Below are 18,575 nucleotides of genomic sequence, written 5' to 3'. Positions count from 1 at the left end.
TTTGCATTGACTTAGTCTTTATTGTTGGTGTTTTGGGCTGTCAGTCACACTCAAGTCAGTTGATTGGGCCTAGTATCGCCACGCCAGCGGAACAGCTGAAAGCAGAAATGCGTACAGGTCGCCTATCAGGGGGCCTTGGCTACCTCCCTGGTTTCCATGGTTTATTCGCACTGCTCTTTTTCGTGTTTACGGTTTGATGGCCCGCACTGTCCGGCCCGTGTCACCGCGCAGATCCCTTGTGACAGCGGCAGGTTGACTGGCGCGCCACCGCTTATTTGCAACCACTCTGTGCAACAAGGAGATCTCATGTATTCCTTCAAAAAGTGCGTCGTCGCACTCTCCATCAACCTTGCTCTCTTCTCGTCGGCGTTCGCCTGTACCACCTTGCTGGTCGGCAGTGAAGCCAGCGCCGATGGCTCCATGATGGTGGCCCGCAGCGCCGACAGCGATGCCCTGAAAGCCCAGCATTTCGTGATCCATCCGGCCAAGCAGGGGCAGAGCGGTATGCACAGCTCCAAGGCTCACAATGGCGCCAATGATTTCAGCTACCCCTTGCCGAAAAACTCCCTGCGCTATACCACGGTACCGAACTGGAAGACCCAGCTGCATGGCGCCACCGGGTTCAACGAGAAGGGAGTCGGGGTGAGCGGCACCGAGTCCATTTTTGCCTCATCCGACGCGCTCGCCTTTGACCCCTATGTGGAAGATAAGGGGATCACCGAGGATGACATTCCCGATGTGTTGCTCTCCCGGTCCACATCGGCCCGCGAGGCGATCTCGTTGCTTGGCAACATCATCGAGACCATAGGCGCGGGAGAGGGATTTGGTGTCGCCGTGGTGGATGATAACGAGCTCTGGTATCTGGAGACTGCCACCGGCCATCACTGGATGGCGCAGCGTCTGCCGAAAAATCACTACTTTGCCACCGGCAATCAGGGCCGCCTGCAGCAGTACGATCCCGCCAGTGCCGATATGATGGGATCGAAAAATCTGATCGAATTTGCCACCGAGAAGGGGCTCTACCATCCGCAAAAGGAGGGGGCGTTCAACTTCTCGAAAGCCTATACCCGCGATGACGAGCGGGACCGTACCTATAACGATCCGCGGGTCTGGACCATCCAGCAGATGTTCAACCCCTCGCTCAAGCAGGCGGTGGATTCCGGTCGCCAGTTCCCGGTCACCCTCTCCCCCGAGAAGAAGATGACGCTGGAGGAGGTCAAGGCGGTGCTGCGCAATCACTATGACGGCACCGAACACGATCCCTACAGCAAGGGGTTGAACGGTCAGGAGCCGTGGCGCCCCGTCAGCGTGTTTCGCACCTACGAGTCCCATGTGATGCAGGTACGCCCCTGGATGCCGCGTGAGGTGGGGGAGGTGACCTATGTGGGCCTCGGCATGGCGGATCTGACCGCCTTCGTTCCCTACTACAGCGGTCTGGAAGCCTATCCGGCCCACTATGCCATGGGTAGCGGCAAGGCCGACAGCGACTCCATCTACTGGAAATATCGCAAGCTGCAGACCCTGGTAATGACCGACTACCCCAAATTGGCCCCCATGGTGAAGCAGGCGTACCAGAGCTGGGAGGCGAAGATCGCCAAAGAGCAGAAAGAGATGGAAGCCAGCTACCTGAAAACGGTCAAAACCGACAAGGCCGCCGCCAACAGCATGCTCAACGACTTCAATCTGCGGGTGATGAAGGAGGCGGAAACGCTGACCGAAGATCTCACCAACCAGATCTTCACTGTGATCACCCAGGATATTCAGACCGATATCTTCTTCGCCAACAAGGCGAAAAAGGACTGATTGCCCCCATGATGTGGTGAGGCGGCAGAGCGTGTCGTCATCCATGTCTTGAGTATGGTGATCTTCTCACTGTCACCTTTGTTATCAGAAGACGACATAACGAAAAGCCTTCACGGGAGTGAAGGCTTTTTTGCAGAGTGTTCAGATGAGCATGACGAAGCCTGTCTGGCTAAAAACGGTACTCGATATGGAGGGTATGGCTGTCCAGCCCCGGGTTCTTGTCATACATATAGGCGTTGGACATGTGCTCATACTGATAGCCGATCAGCCAATTCTTGGTGATGGCGTAACCGAGGCCGATACCCAGAGCGAACTGCAAGGGACCGCCGTAATCCTTGTAGCCGTGGCCGCGGGTGCCAAATTGATACTGATCGAGCCAGACCATTTCGCCGGGGATCCAGGTCACCCAGTTACCCCATTGGCATTCGATACGGGCACCGCCTCCCAGTCTTGCTGTCTCTTCATCTTCTACCTTGAGGGTACCGCCACGCACTCCCAATCCAAATTGACAGGCCGAGTCTCCCCAGCGCCAGAACATATGGTGAAACTTGGCATCGGCGATCTTGATGTCAAGCTTTTCATTGCTGAACGCCTTGCCCAACTGCAGGGCAAGAATATTGTCATTGGCCACGGCCCCTGTGCTGGTGAGCAGTGAAACCAGCAGGCCAATCCTTGATAGAGTGTTAGCGTCCATGCCCCCTCCAATGTCGTTGAGACCCTGTGGTGCCGATTCAATCGGACACATATCAGGCATAGTCAACAGGCAATAACCCTGTCAATCACGGCCAGAAAAACTAAAAAAAACCATGTTGGCGAATAAATGGTCTATCGCTTTTATGTTCTCAATAACGGGGGAAAAACGGAGTCTGGCTGAACGTTATTTGAACAGTCTGTTATGTGTGATGTTAATAGTGGTCACTTTTCAGGCAATGGCTGAGTGGATTGATGGGGATATCAGAGAGGTTGCCGAACTCGAACAAAATCTTGCCAACCATATTTTGATTGAAAGTTCAATTGATGTGACTCACAAAAAATTAATTTCTTTTTGGAGGGGCGAGGGATAATTAAGAAATTTCTAAATTAATCTTGCTTGTCGTCAAAAATATTTACACCGTGCGAATACATTTATTACCAATGCTGCTTTGAGCGTAAATCTTTTAAAAACAGAGTCTTGTGTCCCTCCTTGTCGTGTGAAGAATGCAGGTGAGTTTTTTGAGTGTTGACCCAATTGTGGCTAATTGATAGCATTCGAAAAAAATGAGAATAAACATGATATACGTCACATTGTGACGTTTTCATGAACGGGATGGGTGCTTACATCGCAATCAATTCTTGCTGGCTTTTTGAGCTGGCATGCTTCGCTATTTTCCTTCCTGTTTTTATTTTACAACCAAATTGTCTGTTTTTTGTCCGGGAAGATGTCATTGCCGTGCGGTAGCTATGGCAAAAAAACAGTATTTCGCGATCAACATCGCTACATCTTTACAGCAATTGAGCAGCATTGCTCATTTTAGGGCTCATGCCTACTCCTGATGAGACTATTGCTGTTCTGTCTGAGATCCATCATATATCGTGTCTTGCTCGATTCACTCAGAACATTCTGAAATGCGTGCTGTAAATGGTAATTTTTTGAGCAAACTGCTCTTGTTCAGACTGCCTGGTATCGCTTCGCAGTCTCGGCAGATTGTCTGTTGATGAGGAACTCAAAACCCGCTTTTGCAGTTGCAGGGCTGGGGATGAACAGCCACATGTCAGTTCGTTTTTTGGTCATGAAAGATAATGAGTCGATCGGCAATAGCGTTGCCAGACCATAAGGCGACCTGGTTTTAACAGATCAACACTTGACTCCATGGGAAAAATTGACACATGAATTTTGCAACCCGGTTATTGGCCATATCGTTAGCCATACAAGTTGGTGGCTGTGCATATGAGCCAAAGCAGGTAGAAGCGTCTCGTCCTCTCGTCAACCCGTCTGTTGCTACCGAATTGTATGCCATGCCTCCTGACCTGCAGCAGGCGCTGAATACACTGCCACAAGGCGCTGCATTCAGTAGAAACAATGTTACCTATACCCTGGGGCAACGCTATGTTTCGGCTCTGGGTCTTGAGTGCGTTGAGCTGTTGTTTAACAGCATGCAAGGCCATTCGCAAAGACGTGCGGCATGCAAGACTGAAGAACAATGGTATCTGATACCTCAACTGGAACAGACCTCTGTCAGCAACCTTCTTGCTGAGCAATAAAATGAAGGCACATGTTTTGAACAAAATGAAAATTTATCAGCTCAGCACACTTCTGTTTCTCATCAGTACATCCTGCGCAACCATGGCCGTTGCCGCCCCGGATTTAGCGCAAGCAAATGGATCATCATTTGGTTACACCCTTTCAGGAAAGGCTGCTGAAAACACCGGCCCCCAGCTTGGTGGTCAAGCAGCACTGAGTGGGCAGGCCAACACAAGTTCAACGACCGGGAGTTTTACTCAACAGAATCGTCAAGGAATGTTGTTACCCGGTGAGGCAGATGTACGTAAATTACTGCCCCAGGCAGAGGTTGGATTACCTCCTCCTTATGGCGCCAATCTGTTTGCCGGTGGCTATGAGACCGAACGCAGCGATGGCCTGAATGACAATTATCTGATTGCGCCAGGGGACAAACTTAATATCTGGATCTGGGGGGCCGTCAATTTTTCCAATGTAGTGACGGTAGATAATCAAGGCAATATTTTCATTCCTGATGTCGGCCCGATAAATGTCAAGAATGTACCTGCCAGCCAGGTCAATAATCTGGTGACCAGCAGGATTGGTGATGTTTTTACGAATAATGTCAATATCTACGTCAACCTGCTGACAACAACTCCCGTGAGTGTGTTTGTTACAGGCCCGGTAATACGGCCAGGCCAGTATGCGGGTCAATCCTCTGACAGTGTGCTCTATTTTCTCAAGCGGGCAGGGGGGATAGACTCGGAGCGCGGCAGCTATCGTCAAATTAAGGTATTACGCCAGAACCAGGTCATCCAAAAAATCGATCTGTATGAATTCATGCAGCAAGGCAAAATGCCCAAGCTCTCTTTTAAAGATCAGGATGTCATCCTGGTAGAGCCACAGGGCCCGATGATAAATGTCGCGGGCAAGGTGCGTAACCCATTCCGTTTCGAATTGACTCAGCGCAATACGCTAGGCTCGGAGTTGGTCAACTATGCTCTGCCGCTTGCCAAGGTGAGTCATGTCGGGGTGATAGGTGACCGTCCAAGTGGTCCATTCTCCATCTATTTACCTTACAAGGATTTTGCCAGCCTCCAGCTTAAGGATGGTGACAAAGTCTTGTTCAACGATGACATGCATGCTCAGGTTTATGATGTGCAGGTCGCTGGTAGCTATATGGGACCCTCATATTTTACAGTGCGCAAGCAGACCAAACTGCATGAGCTGCTCAACCATATTCCCATTGACCCACAGCTTGCCGATTACCAATCCATCTACCTTATGCGCAAGAGTGTCGCTGCGCGGCAAAAAGAGATGTTGGAAGAGTCGCTCAACCGGTTGGAACGCAGTGTGTTTACTGCTCCTGCCAGCTCGGATGGTGAAGCGGCGATCCGTGCCAAAGAGGCAGAACTGGTGATGCGCTTTGTCGAAAAGGCCAGAAAAATCCAGCCACTTGGCAAGGTGGTGGTCGCAGACAAGGGGATTGTTGCGAACATTCAGTTGGAACAGGGTGACCAGATTGTCATACCGAACAGAACGGACCTGATTCAGGTCGGTGGGGAAGTATTGATGCCACAGGCCGTCGTCTACAACGCCAATGCGACTCTCGATGACTATGTGGCATGGGCTGGCGGATTCACCGAGCGTGCGAATGACCAACGGATTGCCGTGGTTCATGCCAACGGGTTGGTGGAGTTTAAAAATAAGGGGAGTGTCCAGCCCGGTGATCAGATCCTGGTGTTGCCCAAGGTTGACAGCAAAACCATGCAATCGGTCAAGGATATTACTCAAATTATCTATCAGATCGCCGTGGCTGCTAACGTAGCAATTAACTAAGCCGCTGATTGCGGCGTAAAACAGACTCGCCCCCGGCGAGTCTGTTATACGGTAGAGCGACTTAATGAATAAACCGATTCTTAATCAAACGCCGCGTACCTCCTTACAGGTATTGCGAGATGTTGTCTTTGGCCTGCTTATTCGCGAGCTTAAAACCCGTTTTGGCAGCTATCGCTTGGGGTATGCTTGGGCACTACTGGATCCACTGCTGATGATCGGTGCCTTTAGCCTGATTTTTGGCTTGCGCGGTCATAGCGGATTTGGCGGAGCGCCAGCACCACTATTTATCACCGCAGGGTATCTGCCTTTTATTTTTTTTAAAAATGTGGTCAGCAAGCTGCAATCTGCAGTCAGCGCCAATATGGGGCTGTTCTGTTACCGCCAGGTCACTCCGTTCTCAACGTTTATTGCCCGTTTTATGCTCGAAACCATGGTCGGGATGCTGGTGGGGGGGGTATTAATATTGGGACTAATCTGGTTTGGCTTTGATGCCATTCCTGCCGATCCGCTGCAGGTGATCCTTGTCTATCTGCTGTTGATGGTATTCTCGTTTTCTCTCGGAATTGTCTTTTGCGTGATCTGCAATTTGGTGCAAGAGGCCGACAAATTCCTCAACCTGCTGATGATGCCATTGATGTTTATCTCATGCGTCATGTTCTCGCTCGCCACCATCCCGGCCCAATATCGGCACTGGTTTTTATGGAATCCGCTGGTGCATGCTCTAGAGCTTATTCGCAGTGGCTGGATTGCCGGCTACAGTAGCCCCTATGTCAGCTCGAGCTATCTGGCTGCTGTCACCCTGATACTGCTCACCTTCGCCATGAGTTGCTATCGGTTAAGCCATCGCCGCCTTATCGCCAGTTAAAGTGAAACCTGATGATCGTTCTTGACTCTGTTACCAAGTACTACCCGACCAAATTTGGTCGTAACTATGTGCTGCGCGATGTATCGCTCACCCTGCCTCGGGACCGCAATATCGGCATTCTGGGGGTCAACGGGGCGGGCAAATCGACCCTGCTACGACTGCTCGGGGGCATGGATATGCCCAACCGTGGCAAGGTGAGCCGATATTGCCGGGTATCCTGGCCACTGGCATTGGGGGGGGGCTTTCAGGGCAGCATGACGGGGCGTGAAAATACCCGTTTTGTCTGCCGCATTCATGGGGTGCGCGAGACGGCAGCTGTTGAGGAGTGGGTCAAGGAGTTTTCCGAGATTGGTCAGCATTTTGAACTGCCGATCAAAACCTACTCCAGCGGCATGAAATCAAAGTTCTCTTTTGCCGTCAGCATGGCTTTCGATTTCGATATCTATCTGACCGACGAGATCACCTCGGTGGGGGATGCCCGTTTTAAACAGAAGTGCATCGACGTCTTTAACAAAAAGCGTGAAACCGCCAGCCTTATCATGGTATCACACGATATGAAAAACCTGCGCCAGCAGTGTGATATGGGCATGTTATTGCGCAATGGCCAGCTGGAAGTGTTCGACAATATCGACGACGCCATCCGTATTTATCAAACTTTGTAACAAGCAAGCCTAACCATGACTCATCCTATTCCTGCGAACAAACCTCTCCGTCTGCTGCGCAAATTGCGCAATCAGCCCAAACGATTTTTTATTGACTCCAGTGGTTACAAACTCGCTCATCGTTCATGGCAGCAAAGCCTGAAACTGGGCAGTTTTTTATGGGTGGTGGTCAGTTTTGTTGTCGCATCACTCTATTTTGGCGGGATTGCTTCAGACCGTTATGTCAGCCGCAGCGAAATCATCATAAAGCAGGCAGATCAAATCAAAATGTTGCCCGATGCCCTGTCTATGCTGGGGCTGGGTGGCAGCAATCATCAGGATGTACTGCTGGTACAAGACTATCTGCGCTCTTGGGATCTGCTGGCAAAACTGGATCGGGAACTGGCGTTGAAGGCGCACTACCAAGGCAGTAATGCTGATTTTTTCTCACGCTTGTCGAGCAGTGCCACCCGCGAAGAGTTTCTGGAATATTACCGTGACCACCTGACCTTGCGTCTTGATGAACTCTCCGGGGTATTAACCATCGAACTGCAGGCATTCGATCCTGCATATGGCCAGAAGGTAGTCAGCTTGATGCTGAAAGAAGCGGAAGGCTTTATCAACAAGCTGGGCCATCAGGTCGCCATGGACCAGCTCGCGTTTGTCGAACAAGAGGTTAACCGTTCTCATCAACGCTTGCAGGCAGAGAAAGCCAAGGTGCTGGCGTTTCAAAATAGCCATCAGCTAATTAGCCCGGAATCGACCAGCACTGCACGCCTTGGTGTAGTCAGTGAAATTGAAGCTGAACTGGTGCGCCAGCAGGCAGAACTTAAGCAATTGCGCAGTTATATGAAAGAGAGTGCCCCAGGGGTGGTATCGGTGCAAAGTCGTGTTGATGCGTTAAGCAAGCAACTAAAACAGGAAAAGGCGAAATTGACCACCCATGATGCCGGTGCTGGCAATCAGGTGACGCCTGAGGCGATGAACGAAATCACCGCCCAATATATGGATTTGCAAACCCAGGCTACTCTGGCTGCCGATCTCTACAAGACCGGGTTGATCAGCCTGGAGCAAACCCGTGTAGAAGCCTATCGCAAACTTAAACACTTATTAGTTGTCACGCGTCCGACATTGGCGGAAGAGGCTGAATATCCACGCCGTATCTATAACCTGACCACAGTTGGAGTATTACTCTGCCTGTTTTATGGTTTGGTGATAATGGGATTGGCCACGCTGCGTGAACATCAGGATTAAACAATGGTTTTTATCCATCCTTCAGTTATCACAGTTATTTTATTCATTTGTAAAATACATTTAAATTAAACTTATAGGTTTTATATTCAGCCGTATAATCATATTAACTGCCAAATGTTTCATGGCAAAATATATCAACTGGTCGATGATGTATTTTGCTGAAAGCAGATGAGGGCTCACCTCTCGAAACGACCTAAATAAAAAATAAGTATATAACCAATGCTAGGGGATAAAATGAAAGCTGTAATTCCAGTTGCTGGTCTAGGTACTCGTATGTTGCCAGCCACAAAAGCAATACCGAAAGAGATGTTGCCAATTGTAGATAAACCATTGATCCAGTATGTGGTCAATGAATGCATTGCGGCAGGAATCAAAGAGATCATTCTGGTAACCCACTCATCGAAGAACGCTATCGAGAATCACTTCGATAAATCTTTTGAGCTGGAAGCCACATTAGAGAGCAGGGTTAAACGACAATTACTGGAAGAGATCCAGTCGATATGCCCCAAGGATGTGACCATCATGCATGTCCGTCAGGGGGAGGCAAAAGGGCTGGGTCATGCCGTGCTTTCCGCATATCCGCTTGTCGGTGACAACCCCTTTGTCGTGGTATTGCCAGATGTGATTATCGACGACGCAGCAAGCGATCTGAAAAAGGACAATCTGGCAAAAATGGTTCGTAATTATAAAGAGTCAGGTCACTCCCAGATTATGGTGGAACCTGTCGATATCAAAGACGTGTCAAAATACGGTATCGTGGACTGCCACTCCATTGATGTGGATGCGGGAGAGTCTGCCACCATATTTGATGTTGTTGAGAAGCCTGAGCAAGATGAGGCGCCATCCAATCTTGCCATTGTTGGTCGTTACGTGTTGACACCTGAGATATGGCCACACCTGCGAACCACACAACCCGGAGCTGGTGATGAAATCCAGTTGACCGATGCGATTTCAGAATTGTTGAAATCTGGTGAGGTCGATGCATTTTGCATGCAAGGAAAATCTCATGATTGCGGTGATAAACTGGGATATATGAAAGCGTTTGTTGAGTATGGCCTCCGCCATAAAGATTATCAGCATAGCTTTAAAGCATTTATCGGGTCACTGGCGTTGTAACTACCATTCTATTTGACTCATCCGCGTATAACACATCCACGTTAGTATCGAAACAAGATGAGAAAACTGAAGAAATTTTTCAAAAGCCCGGGAATTTTTATTCGTGATCATTTGAATAAAAAATATCCGGTCATTCGAAACGAGATTGCTTGTGCAGAGAATGAAGAAGATATTCTGATGCGCCATGACTTGGCTCTGGAGAGTCAAATAGAAATCGATTTTCCAATCGATGTGGTATTTACATGGGTCGATGATTCTGATCCCGCTTGGCAAACACGTTATCAACATTACAAGCAGTTAGTCAATGAAGGTAATGTTGGGCAACATGCCACTGATCCTGCAAGGTTTAGCAACCATGATGAGCTGAAATATTCACTGGGCAGCGTACTGAAGTTTTTGCCCTGGGTTCGACGTATATATATTGTGACTGATAAACAGTGTCCGAAATGGTTGACTCCCTCTGATCGGGTCCGGATTGTCGACCACTCGGACATTATCGAGTCACAATACCTGCCTACGTTCAATTCCCATGTGATTGAAGCCCACCTGCACAAGATACCTGGACTGGCGGAGCACTTTATCTATTTCAATGACGATGTCTTTGTCGCCAGACCACTACCAGCGGGACATTTTTTCAGAAGCAATGGTATTGCCTCCCTCTTTATGTCCAAGAAAAGCTTGGCCATTATGCAAGGGAAGGGGGCTGATACACCTACCTTGTCTGCATCATTAAAATCTGCAGCTATCTTGAATCATGACTTCAGTTTTCTCATTGATCATCCATTGGTACATACCTACGTTCCTCTGCGGAAAAGCATGTTTGAGGAATGCTGGCGATTATATAGAGCAGAGTTGAGGAAATTTTTGTCGAATAAATTCAGAACAAATGATGACTTGAATTTGGCAACATTTTTCGTTCCTTGGCTCTCATATATTCGAGGCGTGTCTGTGCCTTCTAGGGACATTTGTTACTATTTTAATATCAGGTCACCTGCTGCAGCTACGTATTTCAACGCTCTTCAGATAGCAAAAAATAAGGGAACATTACCCCACTCATTTTGTGCCAATGACTTTAATACGAAAAATATAAAGCAAAAAAGCAATGCTCAGCTATTGCTTTCTAATTATTTCACTGGGATTTCGGGATAAACAAGTGAACAAGTTAATATCGGTAATTATTCCTGTCTACAATGTAGAAAAATATATTCGAGACTGCATTGACTCATTAACAATCCAAGTCGTTGCAGGTTTCAGTTTTGAGGAGTCCGTTGAGGTTATTTTTATCGATGATGGCTCGCCTGACAATTCAGTTGAAATAATCAGAGAATATCAGAATACCTATAAGAATATATATCTCATACAGCAAGAAAATGCTGGTCAGTCAGTTGCCAGAAACAATGCGATCAAGATCGCTTCTGGAGAGTATGTATTTTTCTTGGACTCTGATGATCTATTGCCACCAGATGCGCTCTCTCCATTGTACAAGTTGGCAAAGGAAACAGATTCTGAGGTTATCGTTTCACATAGTAAAGCATTTAACTCTAGAAGAAGCTGGTTTATTGAGGATCATGCTGAAGTTGCTAGCGCAGCGCTTAGAAAAGTGAAATTCTTCCATCACTCTATTTTAGTAAAAACACCGGCACCGTGGGCCAAGTTATATAAAAGAAATCTGCTGTTAAGAAATAATATCGAGTTTCCCGTTGGTATCAAACTGGCTGAGGACTGGATATTTGTGATGAAAGCTATGTATAAGGCTAATCATATATCAACGACTCCACATATAAGCTATCTCTATCGTGGACGAGATGATGAGGATAATCCGTCCTGCACACAAATTGTCAACGAAAAAGTATTCTATGATCTAACTAAAGTATACGAACTGACATTGCAATTTGGATTACCGGATCGCCAGACGTATCTTGCAAAACTGTTTGTGTTACGGGGGTTGCTATACCGTCTAACCAAGTATTCGGCTGATTGCACCATTGATGAAGTAAAACCCGTATATAAACATCTTAGACACTTTCTAAATTCTCATATTGGTGATAAACCATTGAGAGTTTTTACACCACCGAGACGGCTACCATTATTGCTCATCTACCATGGCTTCTATTCAGAAGCACATAGAGTCATGAATGGCGTATTTAAAAAGTCATGTCTTAATAAGGGAATTGAAAAGAGCGACAATGATATTATTCAAGACTACCACAGCTTGAAAAATAAAAAGTTAAAAGCAAAGATAAGAAAAATAAAAAATAAAGTAAAGTCATCATGCATCAATACGGCATGGAAAGCCAAATATGGTATATCAAAAGTAGTCAGTGCAGCACTATATAAAGACAGTGATAATATTGTTCTTGTAGGTGAACGATTAGGTAAAACTGCAAATGATTCTAGTTACCATGTTTTTTGCCATGTTCAAGATGCTAAAAAATATAAAGGGAATAAAGAGTATTATTATGTTATAGATGGTAAAGCTAAAACAAAAGAAAATCTTGATGGTTTTCCCAATGTAATAAAATATGGTAGTTTAAAACACTTTATTATTTTTAACAGAGCATCTACTTATGTATTCAGCGATAGCATGAGGGATGTATTCCACCAGTGGCAGCGTGTTGCTGAGGAGCACAAGCATAAGAGAAAAATTTTCCTGCAACACGGCATTTTCGCTCTTAACAGAGCGACGGGATACTATGACAAGAACTCTATGGAAAAACGGCATGAGTTGCCGGATAAATTTATTGTCAGCTCTGATTTTGAAAAGCAACTAATATGCAAGCAGTTCGGTTTTGATAAGAGCGAAGTTTCAGTTACAGGTCTTTCCCGTTTTGATAAGCTACCGAAGCAACAAAGTAAGCGCTCGAGTAGAATATTGATTCTGCCAACATGGAGAGATTGGCTTTCAAATGTCAATGAGAAACAGTTTATTAACTCTCAATACTACAAGAAGATAAATGAGTTAATTTCATCTGATAGTTTTAACAAAATGTTAGCAGAGCATAATATGTCTGCTGACGTATGTTTGCATCATAAAATGCACGCGCACTTAAAAGCTTTACCTTGCTCCAATAAAATTACTATCCATAGTATGAACGACATTGATGTTCAATCACTTATTGTATCGGCAGATATAATGATTACTGATTACTCATCTGCGTCATTTGATATGCTTTATCAGCGAAAACCTGTCCTTTACTATTGGTTTGATGCACAAAAGTTCTTCTCTACTCGTGGTGGGCCTCTTGTGTGTCCTCGTACTGGTATTCCTGGGCCAGTTGTTACATCAGAAAAAAATCTTATTGAAGAACTCAAAGGGATTATCTCCAATAACATTAATATGGATAAGAAGTATGAGAAAGTTGCCAATAAGTTCTTTACATATAGAGATAACAAGAATTCGAAAAGAATTGTTGATTTGATTGAGGCTTAGTCTAAATTTTCAGTGGCGCCAAACATTAATTGGTGTCTGCTGGCTACTATATTTTAAATATGTGAGAGAGTAATGGAAAGAATAAAAAATAGAGAGGGTATATTAAAGGTAGGGTCTAGTTTTTTTCATGGCCATTACCCTGAAATGATTAACTCTGAAATTATCTTGGATGGTGAGAATAATATACTTTACTGTCAAGAAGGTGTTACATTGAAAAATGTAACTCTAAGGTTTTTGGGAAGCAATTCAGTTGTGTTTTTATCGCGGAGCAGACATCCATATACATTTTCTGCAAATATTTTTAATGGCTCAGTCCTATTCTTTGGCGAGGATAATTATTTTAATCCGCACGGACAAATAATGAGCCTTACTCTTTCTGAAGGAAAAAATGTTTTTTTCGGCAGTCGGTGCTTATTGTCTTTTGGTATTAGTATTAGATTAGCGGATCCTCATCTTATTTTTGACGCCACGACTAAGAAAAGAATCAATCATAGTAAAAGTGTTTATGTTGGAGATCATGTTTGGATTGGGCAGGATGCTCTCCTTCTCAAGGGAACGAAAATAGGGTCTGGGAGTATTGTTGGGGCAAGTGCTGTTTTATCAAACAAGACGGTTCACTCAAACTCTAGTTGGGCTGGTAATCCAGCAAAAATGGTTAGGGATAATGTTTTTTATACGGAGGATTGCGTTCACAATTGGACTAGTGTCGAAACTGAAAAATTTAATGAGAAAGATACTGATGCATATATTTTTAATTTCAAGGATGGAGAAACAAAGTCGTTTGATAATATTGATTGTGATTTTATCTCTTTGGTTAATGCAAAGGAAAAACTTGGGTATATAATATCTACTATTAGTTGCTTTAATAAAAAGGATAGATTTTTCATCCCAGAAGCTACAATATAAGTTATTGAGAGGCAAATTTTACAGTAAGGTATTTTGTCAGTGTGTACTCTAAACTAAATTAGATAATAAATTCTAAGTGAAAACTCTATCTTCATACAGCAGTGGAAATTAGAGTTTTCTGCTTATGGTATATTCAAAACCTATAATATGAAAATTATATTGCGATAGTTTTTGCACACAAAAAATAACTCTCATGTGGTTTCTAACATAATCTTCTGAGCAATTTGCATGACTTTATGGACACAATCCAGCGGCATACTGGCCCGCAGCACTCAAATCAGCGCCTGTCTGGGACAGCCATTGGCGCGCTTTGCTTCCCCTGATGCCGTAAAGTCGGGTGATGTGCTGATCGGCTGGGGCCAGAAGGCTAATACCCACCAGATCAAGGAGCAGGCCAAGACCCTGAGTTTGCCCTATTGGCAGCTTGAAGATGGTTTTATCGGTTATATCGGCCATCCCGCCAGGGGGGGCAAGGCGGTCTCGCTGATCGCCGATCCGGTGGGGATCTATTACGATGCCCGCCAGCCCAGCCAGCTTGAGCAATTGATTGCCACCCCGTGCGAGCCACAGATGTTGGCACGGGCCGAACGATTGATCGGTGAGCTGGTACGCCTCGGGGTCACCAAATACAACTGTTATGCCACTGCCCCCGGTCAGTCGATTGCCAGCGGCAGCGTGACCGCCCTCTCTGCTGTCGGGGACTATGGCGGCTTGCCATCAGGGCTTGCCACACGTCTGCAGCAGAGCGCCAAACCCAGGGTCCTGCTGGTCGATCAGGTGGCGGGGGATCTCTCCATTCCGGGGGCGCTGGCCAGTGAAGCTGATTTTGTGGCGATGGTGGAGGCGGCGCGCCGCAATCATCCCGATGCGCGCCTGCTGCTGCGCACCCATCCCGATACTCGCCTTGGCAAGAAGCGCGGGGTGTTGGCCCGTCTGAACCTGGATGATGTGGAGATTGTGGCCGATCACTGCCATCCCCATGCGCTGCTCAATGTGGTGGATGCTGTCTATACGGTGTCATCCCAGCTTGGTTTTGAGGGCCTGTTGCTTGGCAAGCCGGTCTATTGCTTCGGTATGCCGTTTTATGCGGGTTGGGGGCTGACCCATGACAGCAAGCAGTGTGAACGGCGCAACGTAAAAGTGTCGCTCGCCCAGCTGGTCGCGGCAGCCTTGATCCGCTATCCCCGCTATCTCGACCCTGTGCTGGGCCAGCGTTGCGAGGTAGAGGAGGTGATCGCCATTATTGCCAATCAGCGCCGCCCCGCGCCGCGCTGGCGCAGGCTTTATCTGGTCGGTTTCTCGCTGTGGAAGCGGGCATTTATGCAGGCGTTTTGCCAGCATTTGGCCGATGAGTTGCGCTTTGTGCGCAAGCCACCCAAGCGGTTGACCGGTGACGAGCAGATATTGGTGTGGGGTAGCCGCCACCCTGATCTCGCCTCTGCAATCCGGGTCGAGGATGGTTTTATTCGCTCGAGGGGGCTGGGCTCCAATCTCTGTCGTCCCTCCTCCTTGTCACTGGACCCGGTCGGGATCTATTTCGATAGTCGCACTCCCAGCGGGCTGGAACAGTTGCTCAACTATCAGGAGTTGACAGAGGTGGAGGTCAAGCGCGGGGATGCGCTGCTCGCCTTGCTACGGGAACACAGGGTCAGCAAATACAATGTGGGCGAGCCGCAGCACTACACCAGGCCCGATGATGGTCGTGAGCTGGTGCTGGTGGTGGGTCAGGTAGATGGCGATGCCTCCATTCAGACCGGGAGCCCCCATATTCGCAGCAATGAGCAGTTGCTGTGGGCGGTGCGAGCGGCCAAACCCGATGCTCATATTCTCTACAAGCCACACCCTGATGTGGTGGCGGGCAATCGTGGTGGGGCGATTTCTGCGGCCTGTCTGGCGGAGTGTGTCGATAGCCAGGTGCTGGATATTGGGCTCACCAGCCTCTATCCCCATGTGGATGAGCTGCATACCATGACCTCGCTCAGTGGCTTCGAGGCGCTGGTGCAGGGGGTCAAGGTGACGACCTGGGGCCAACCCTTCTACAGTGGCTGGGGGTTGACCACGGATGCCAATCCGCCTGCTCGTCGTCAACGTAGTCTGCCGCTGGCTGCGCTGGTCTATCTGACGCTGGTTGCCTATCCGCTCTATCTCGATTGGCAGACCGGGCTCTGGATAAGTCCGGAGCAGTTGATCCACCAACTGGCGAAGCAGGGACACTCATCGGCCCAAAAAGCGAGCCGCTGGCAACGCTGGCAGCTCAAGCTCGGTTACTTGTTCCAGACGCTCATGCAGCGCCCCTCTCTCTCCCCGTTTTTGAGATAAGTCGTCAATGAAGATTTTGTTACTGCAAGGCCCGCTTGGCCCTTTCTTTCAGACCCTGAGTCGCCAGTTGACCGAGGCGGGACATCAGGTGGTGAAGATCCATTTCAATGGCGGGGATGAGTGCTGGCCCTGTGCCGGAAAAAATCTGCGTTTTCGCGGGAAACCGGAGAGCTGGAACGCCTTTTTCCGCCGGGTGCTCAAGCAGCAGGGTATCGATACGGTGATCTGTTACGGGGACTGCCGTTATTACCATCTGGAGGCTGGCCGTATCTGCAAGTTGAAGCGAGTGCCATTCTGGGCGATGGAGGAGGGCTATCTCAGACCCGATTTCGTCACGCTGGAACAGGGGGGGGTCAATGCCTTCAGCCCCTGGTATGAGCGGCGCGATCAACTTGCCCAACTGGATTGGCCTGTGCCTTATGACAGCTCGCTCAAGGTGGGCAAGACCTTTGCGGTGCGCGCCTGGTATGCCAGTCGCTACCACATCAACAAGTCGCTGTTCCGTTGGCGTTATCCACACTTTGTGAATCACCGTCCCTGGAGTCTGGTGCAGGAGGCGATGGGGTGGGTCTGTGGCGCCATGGTGAAATACGGCAACTTGCGCCAGGATCGCGCCCTGCTCAAGGCGTTGCCGCAGTACGCAGGGCGGATCTTCTTTGTGCCACTGCAAGTGACCGAGGATTTTCAGATCCGGGAGCACTCTGACCTGAGCGGGGTGGAGGAGATGGTTGCGCAGGTGATCAACTCCTTTGCGGAGCATGCCAAACCCGAAGATGTGTTGCTGTTCAAGCACCACCCCATGGATCGGGGCTATGTCAGTTATCGTGCCCAGATAAACAGACTCATTGCGGTGCTTGGCCTGGAGGGGAGGGTCTTTTACGGTTATGAACTGCCGCTGCCAACCCTGTATCCCTTGCTCAAAGGGGTGATCACCATCAACAGCACGGTCGGTCTCTCTGCTTTGCTCCATGATGTACCCACCTTCTGCATGGGGCGGGCACTCTATGATATTGACGGTCTGACCACCAAAGGTTCGCTGGCCTCCTTCTGGCACTCGCAGAGCCCGGTATGTGCCGAGACATTCAAACGGGTGCGCCACTCCTTGCTCCATCTGACCCAGCTCAATGCCAGTTTTTACCGTCATCTGAAAATGAGTGCGCTGGCGGTCATGGAAAAAATGAAGCTTTCAGCGCCGAATATGCGTGATGAGCTTGTATCGCCGGAACGCCGTATGAGGGTGAATAATACCATGTGCCTTACATTACCCTGGCTGGCCACTCTCGATGGTATTAGTGACCCGTTTACATCTATCGGTTCAACCGCTCTGATGTTACTCGTTTGATGTCTGCCTATTTTTGATTTAGTGTGTTAGTGAGAGGTAAATAAAACCAGGAAGGTTAACATGAACATTCACGGTTGCTTGTTATCCATTGGACTCTTGGGGTTGCCGACTTTTTCCATGGCAGCTGAACATGATCTTTCACTTATTATTCACGGGGCATCAATACACAGTGATTGTTCGCAGGGAACAGGAAAAAAAAGCAAAACCTGTGACTTTAATGGTTTTAACCCGGGATTGGGATTGGCGTGGGTGTTCTTGGGTGACAACGACACGGGAAAACTTGCGCTGCGCGGCGGGCTTTATCGGGATTCTCTAGAAAATACAGCTGGTTATGCGGGTTTCTCTTATCGGAAAGAGTGGTATCTCACCGAACATGTTTTTGCTGGGGTAGGGGCGCAGGCTGGTTATCTCAACGGTTCGGGTATTGATGGTTTTGCCGCTTTGCCGATAGTGATACTGGGTTACAAGTCAGTTGCATTGGAAGTCGGTTATGCACCCAAGGTTGATTGGGTACCTGGGGGAGACCATGTCGCGGTCACCACCTTCTCATTGCGATGGACGCTGTAATATTAGCGAAATATGATCGCTATTACGCATTGTACTTTGTCATTTTGCCACGTTTTTTTAATACACATTTGTGGTGGATATAATCTGGCAAGCTGTGTGAAATATATTTCAGGCCAGATTTTGACTTGTGAGTCATAAAATGGTGCCCCATTTTATCTGAGCAACAATTATTGTGGATTTATTTCAAGATGAGCTAAGTGGCATATTCATTTATCAATATTGATTGCATCTGGAACATTTAAAAATAAAAAGCCCTTCACCATGGTGAAGGGCTTTTTGCTATCTGACGTTAGCCG

15 protein-coding genes are annotated in these 18,575 nt (G+C 47.9%); 14 read left to right on the top strand and 1 reads right to left on the bottom strand.

Going from position 1 to position 18,575, the window contains the following annotated elements; all coding sequences use genetic code 11:
• Window positions 1-306 precede the first annotated feature (306 nt).
• The gene (locus G5380_RS08785; RefSeq protein ID WP_421352656.1) at window positions 307-1,803 is read left to right on the top strand and encodes a C69 family dipeptidase; all 1,497 of its coding nucleotides are present in this window, start codon (window positions 307-309) and stop codon (window positions 1,801-1,803) included.
• A 169-nt stretch (window positions 1,804-1,972) separates the two neighbouring features.
• On the opposite strand, the gene G5380_RS08780 is transcribed toward G5380_RS08785, so the two are convergent.
• Window positions 1,973-2,497, bottom strand: a complete 525-nt coding sequence (locus G5380_RS08780) for an acyloxyacyl hydrolase (RefSeq protein WP_216953357.1) — start codon at window positions 2,495-2,497, stop codon at window positions 1,973-1,975.
• 112 nt (window positions 2,498-2,609) lie between these two features.
• Between G5380_RS08780 and G5380_RS08775 the strand changes: the two genes are divergently transcribed.
• The 13 genes from G5380_RS08775 to G5380_RS08715 all read left to right on the top strand — a co-directional run bounded on the left by G5380_RS08775 (window position 2,610) and on the right by G5380_RS08715 (window position 18,279).
• Window positions 2,610-2,867, top strand: coding sequence for a hypothetical protein (locus tag G5380_RS08775; RefSeq protein ID WP_421221619.1), 258 nt, complete (start codon window positions 2,610-2,612; stop codon window positions 2,865-2,867).
• Window positions 2,868-3,669: 802 nt separating this feature from the next.
• Window positions 3,670-4,044, top strand: coding sequence for a hypothetical protein (locus tag G5380_RS08770; protein WP_201996467.1), 375 nt, complete (start codon window positions 3,670-3,672; stop codon window positions 4,042-4,044).
• A gap of 25 nt (window positions 4,045-4,069) precedes the next feature.
• On the top strand, window positions 4,070-5,839 hold the full coding sequence (locus G5380_RS08765) for a polysaccharide biosynthesis/export family protein (protein ID WP_421352664.1): 1,770 nt from the start codon (window positions 4,070-4,072) through the stop codon (window positions 5,837-5,839).
• A gap of 64 nt (window positions 5,840-5,903) precedes the next feature.
• Window positions 5,904-6,704, top strand: coding sequence for an ABC transporter permease (locus tag G5380_RS08760; protein WP_421236071.1), 801 nt, complete (start codon window positions 5,904-5,906; stop codon window positions 6,702-6,704).
• Between the two features lie 11 nt (window positions 6,705-6,715).
• Window positions 6,716-7,366: an ABC transporter ATP-binding protein gene (locus G5380_RS08755; protein WP_421236070.1), complete on the top strand. Its 651-nt coding sequence runs from the start codon at window positions 6,716-6,718 to the stop codon at window positions 7,364-7,366.
• A 15-nt stretch (window positions 7,367-7,381) separates the two neighbouring features.
• Window positions 7,382-8,599, top strand: coding sequence for a sugar transporter (locus G5380_RS08750; RefSeq protein ID WP_421236069.1), 1,218 nt, complete (start codon window positions 7,382-7,384; stop codon window positions 8,597-8,599).
• Window positions 8,600-8,833: 234 nt separating this feature from the next.
• Entirely contained in the window at window positions 8,834-9,715 is an 882-nt protein-coding gene (gene galU / locus G5380_RS08745; protein ID WP_421312723.1) for a UTP--glucose-1-phosphate uridylyltransferase GalU, read from the top strand.
• A gap of 57 nt (window positions 9,716-9,772) precedes the next feature.
• Entirely contained in the window at window positions 9,773-10,864 is a 1,092-nt protein-coding gene (locus G5380_RS08740; RefSeq protein ID WP_421312722.1) for a Stealth CR1 domain-containing protein, read from the top strand.
• A gap of 4 nt (window positions 10,865-10,868) precedes the next feature.
• A complete protein-coding gene (locus G5380_RS08735) occupies window positions 10,869-13,145 on the top strand; it encodes a bifunctional glycosyltransferase/CDP-glycerol:glycerophosphate glycerophosphotransferase (protein ID WP_421352655.1) in 2,277 nt (758 codons plus the stop codon).
• Window positions 13,146-13,217: 72 nt separating this feature from the next.
• Complete coding sequence (locus G5380_RS08730) at window positions 13,218-14,051, top strand: acyltransferase (protein ID WP_421312720.1); 834 nt, start codon at window positions 13,218-13,220, stop codon at window positions 14,049-14,051.
• 228 nt (window positions 14,052-14,279) lie between these two features.
• Window positions 14,280-16,370: a capsular polysaccharide biosynthesis protein gene (locus tag G5380_RS08725; RefSeq protein ID WP_421352654.1), complete on the top strand. Its 2,091-nt coding sequence runs from the start codon at window positions 14,280-14,282 to the stop codon at window positions 16,368-16,370.
• Window positions 16,371-16,377: 7 nt separating this feature from the next.
• Entirely contained in the window at window positions 16,378-17,712 is a 1,335-nt protein-coding gene (locus G5380_RS08720) for a capsule biosynthesis protein (RefSeq protein ID WP_421352653.1), read from the top strand.
• Window positions 17,713-17,772: 60 nt separating this feature from the next.
• The gene (locus G5380_RS08715; RefSeq protein WP_227342501.1) at window positions 17,773-18,279 is read left to right on the top strand and encodes a hypothetical protein; all 507 of its coding nucleotides are present in this window, start codon (window positions 17,773-17,775) and stop codon (window positions 18,277-18,279) included.
• The last annotated feature ends 296 nt before the right edge of the window (window positions 18,280-18,575 follow it).

Source organism: Aeromonas sp. 604443, from assembly GCF_049170315.1.
In the GTDB taxonomy this organism is placed as follows: domain Bacteria; phylum Pseudomonadota; class Gammaproteobacteria; order Enterobacterales; family Aeromonadaceae; genus Aeromonas; species Aeromonas veronii_A.
The sequence above is the reverse complement of the archived record's forward strand: the minus strand, read 5'-3'. Positions and strand labels throughout refer to the sequence as shown.

Excerpts from the sequence above, each read along its gene's own strand:
- G5380_RS08785 (WP_421352656.1), top strand. The coding sequence starts at position 307 with ATGTATTCCTTCAAAAAGTGCGTCGTCGCACTCTCCATCAACCTTGCT.
- G5380_RS08780 (WP_216953357.1), bottom strand. The coding sequence starts at position 2,497 with ATGGACGCTAACACTCTATCAAGGATTGGCCTGCTGGTTTCACTGCTC.
- G5380_RS08775 (WP_421221619.1), top strand. The coding sequence starts at position 2,610 with ATGTTGGCGAATAAATGGTCTATCGCTTTTATGTTCTCAATAACGGGG.
- G5380_RS08770 (WP_201996467.1), top strand. The coding sequence starts at position 3,670 with ATGAATTTTGCAACCCGGTTATTGGCCATATCGTTAGCCATACAAGTT.
- G5380_RS08765 (WP_421352664.1), top strand. The coding sequence starts at position 4,070 with ATGAAAATTTATCAGCTCAGCACACTTCTGTTTCTCATCAGTACATCC.
- G5380_RS08760 (WP_421236071.1), top strand. The coding sequence starts at position 5,904 with ATGAATAAACCGATTCTTAATCAAACGCCGCGTACCTCCTTACAGGTA.
- G5380_RS08755 (WP_421236070.1), top strand. The coding sequence starts at position 6,716 with ATGATCGTTCTTGACTCTGTTACCAAGTACTACCCGACCAAATTTGGT.
- G5380_RS08750 (WP_421236069.1), top strand. The coding sequence starts at position 7,382 with ATGACTCATCCTATTCCTGCGAACAAACCTCTCCGTCTGCTGCGCAAA.
- galU (WP_421312723.1), top strand. The coding sequence starts at position 8,834 with ATGAAAGCTGTAATTCCAGTTGCTGGTCTAGGTACTCGTATGTTGCCA.
- G5380_RS08740 (WP_421312722.1), top strand. The coding sequence starts at position 9,773 with ATGAGAAAACTGAAGAAATTTTTCAAAAGCCCGGGAATTTTTATTCGT.
- G5380_RS08730 (WP_421312720.1), top strand. The coding sequence starts at position 13,218 with ATGGAAAGAATAAAAAATAGAGAGGGTATATTAAAGGTAGGGTCTAGT.
- G5380_RS08725 (WP_421352654.1), top strand. The coding sequence starts at position 14,280 with ATGACTTTATGGACACAATCCAGCGGCATACTGGCCCGCAGCACTCAA.
- G5380_RS08720 (WP_421352653.1), top strand. The coding sequence starts at position 16,378 with ATGAAGATTTTGTTACTGCAAGGCCCGCTTGGCCCTTTCTTTCAGACC.
- G5380_RS08715 (WP_227342501.1), top strand. The coding sequence starts at position 17,773 with ATGAACATTCACGGTTGCTTGTTATCCATTGGACTCTTGGGGTTGCCG.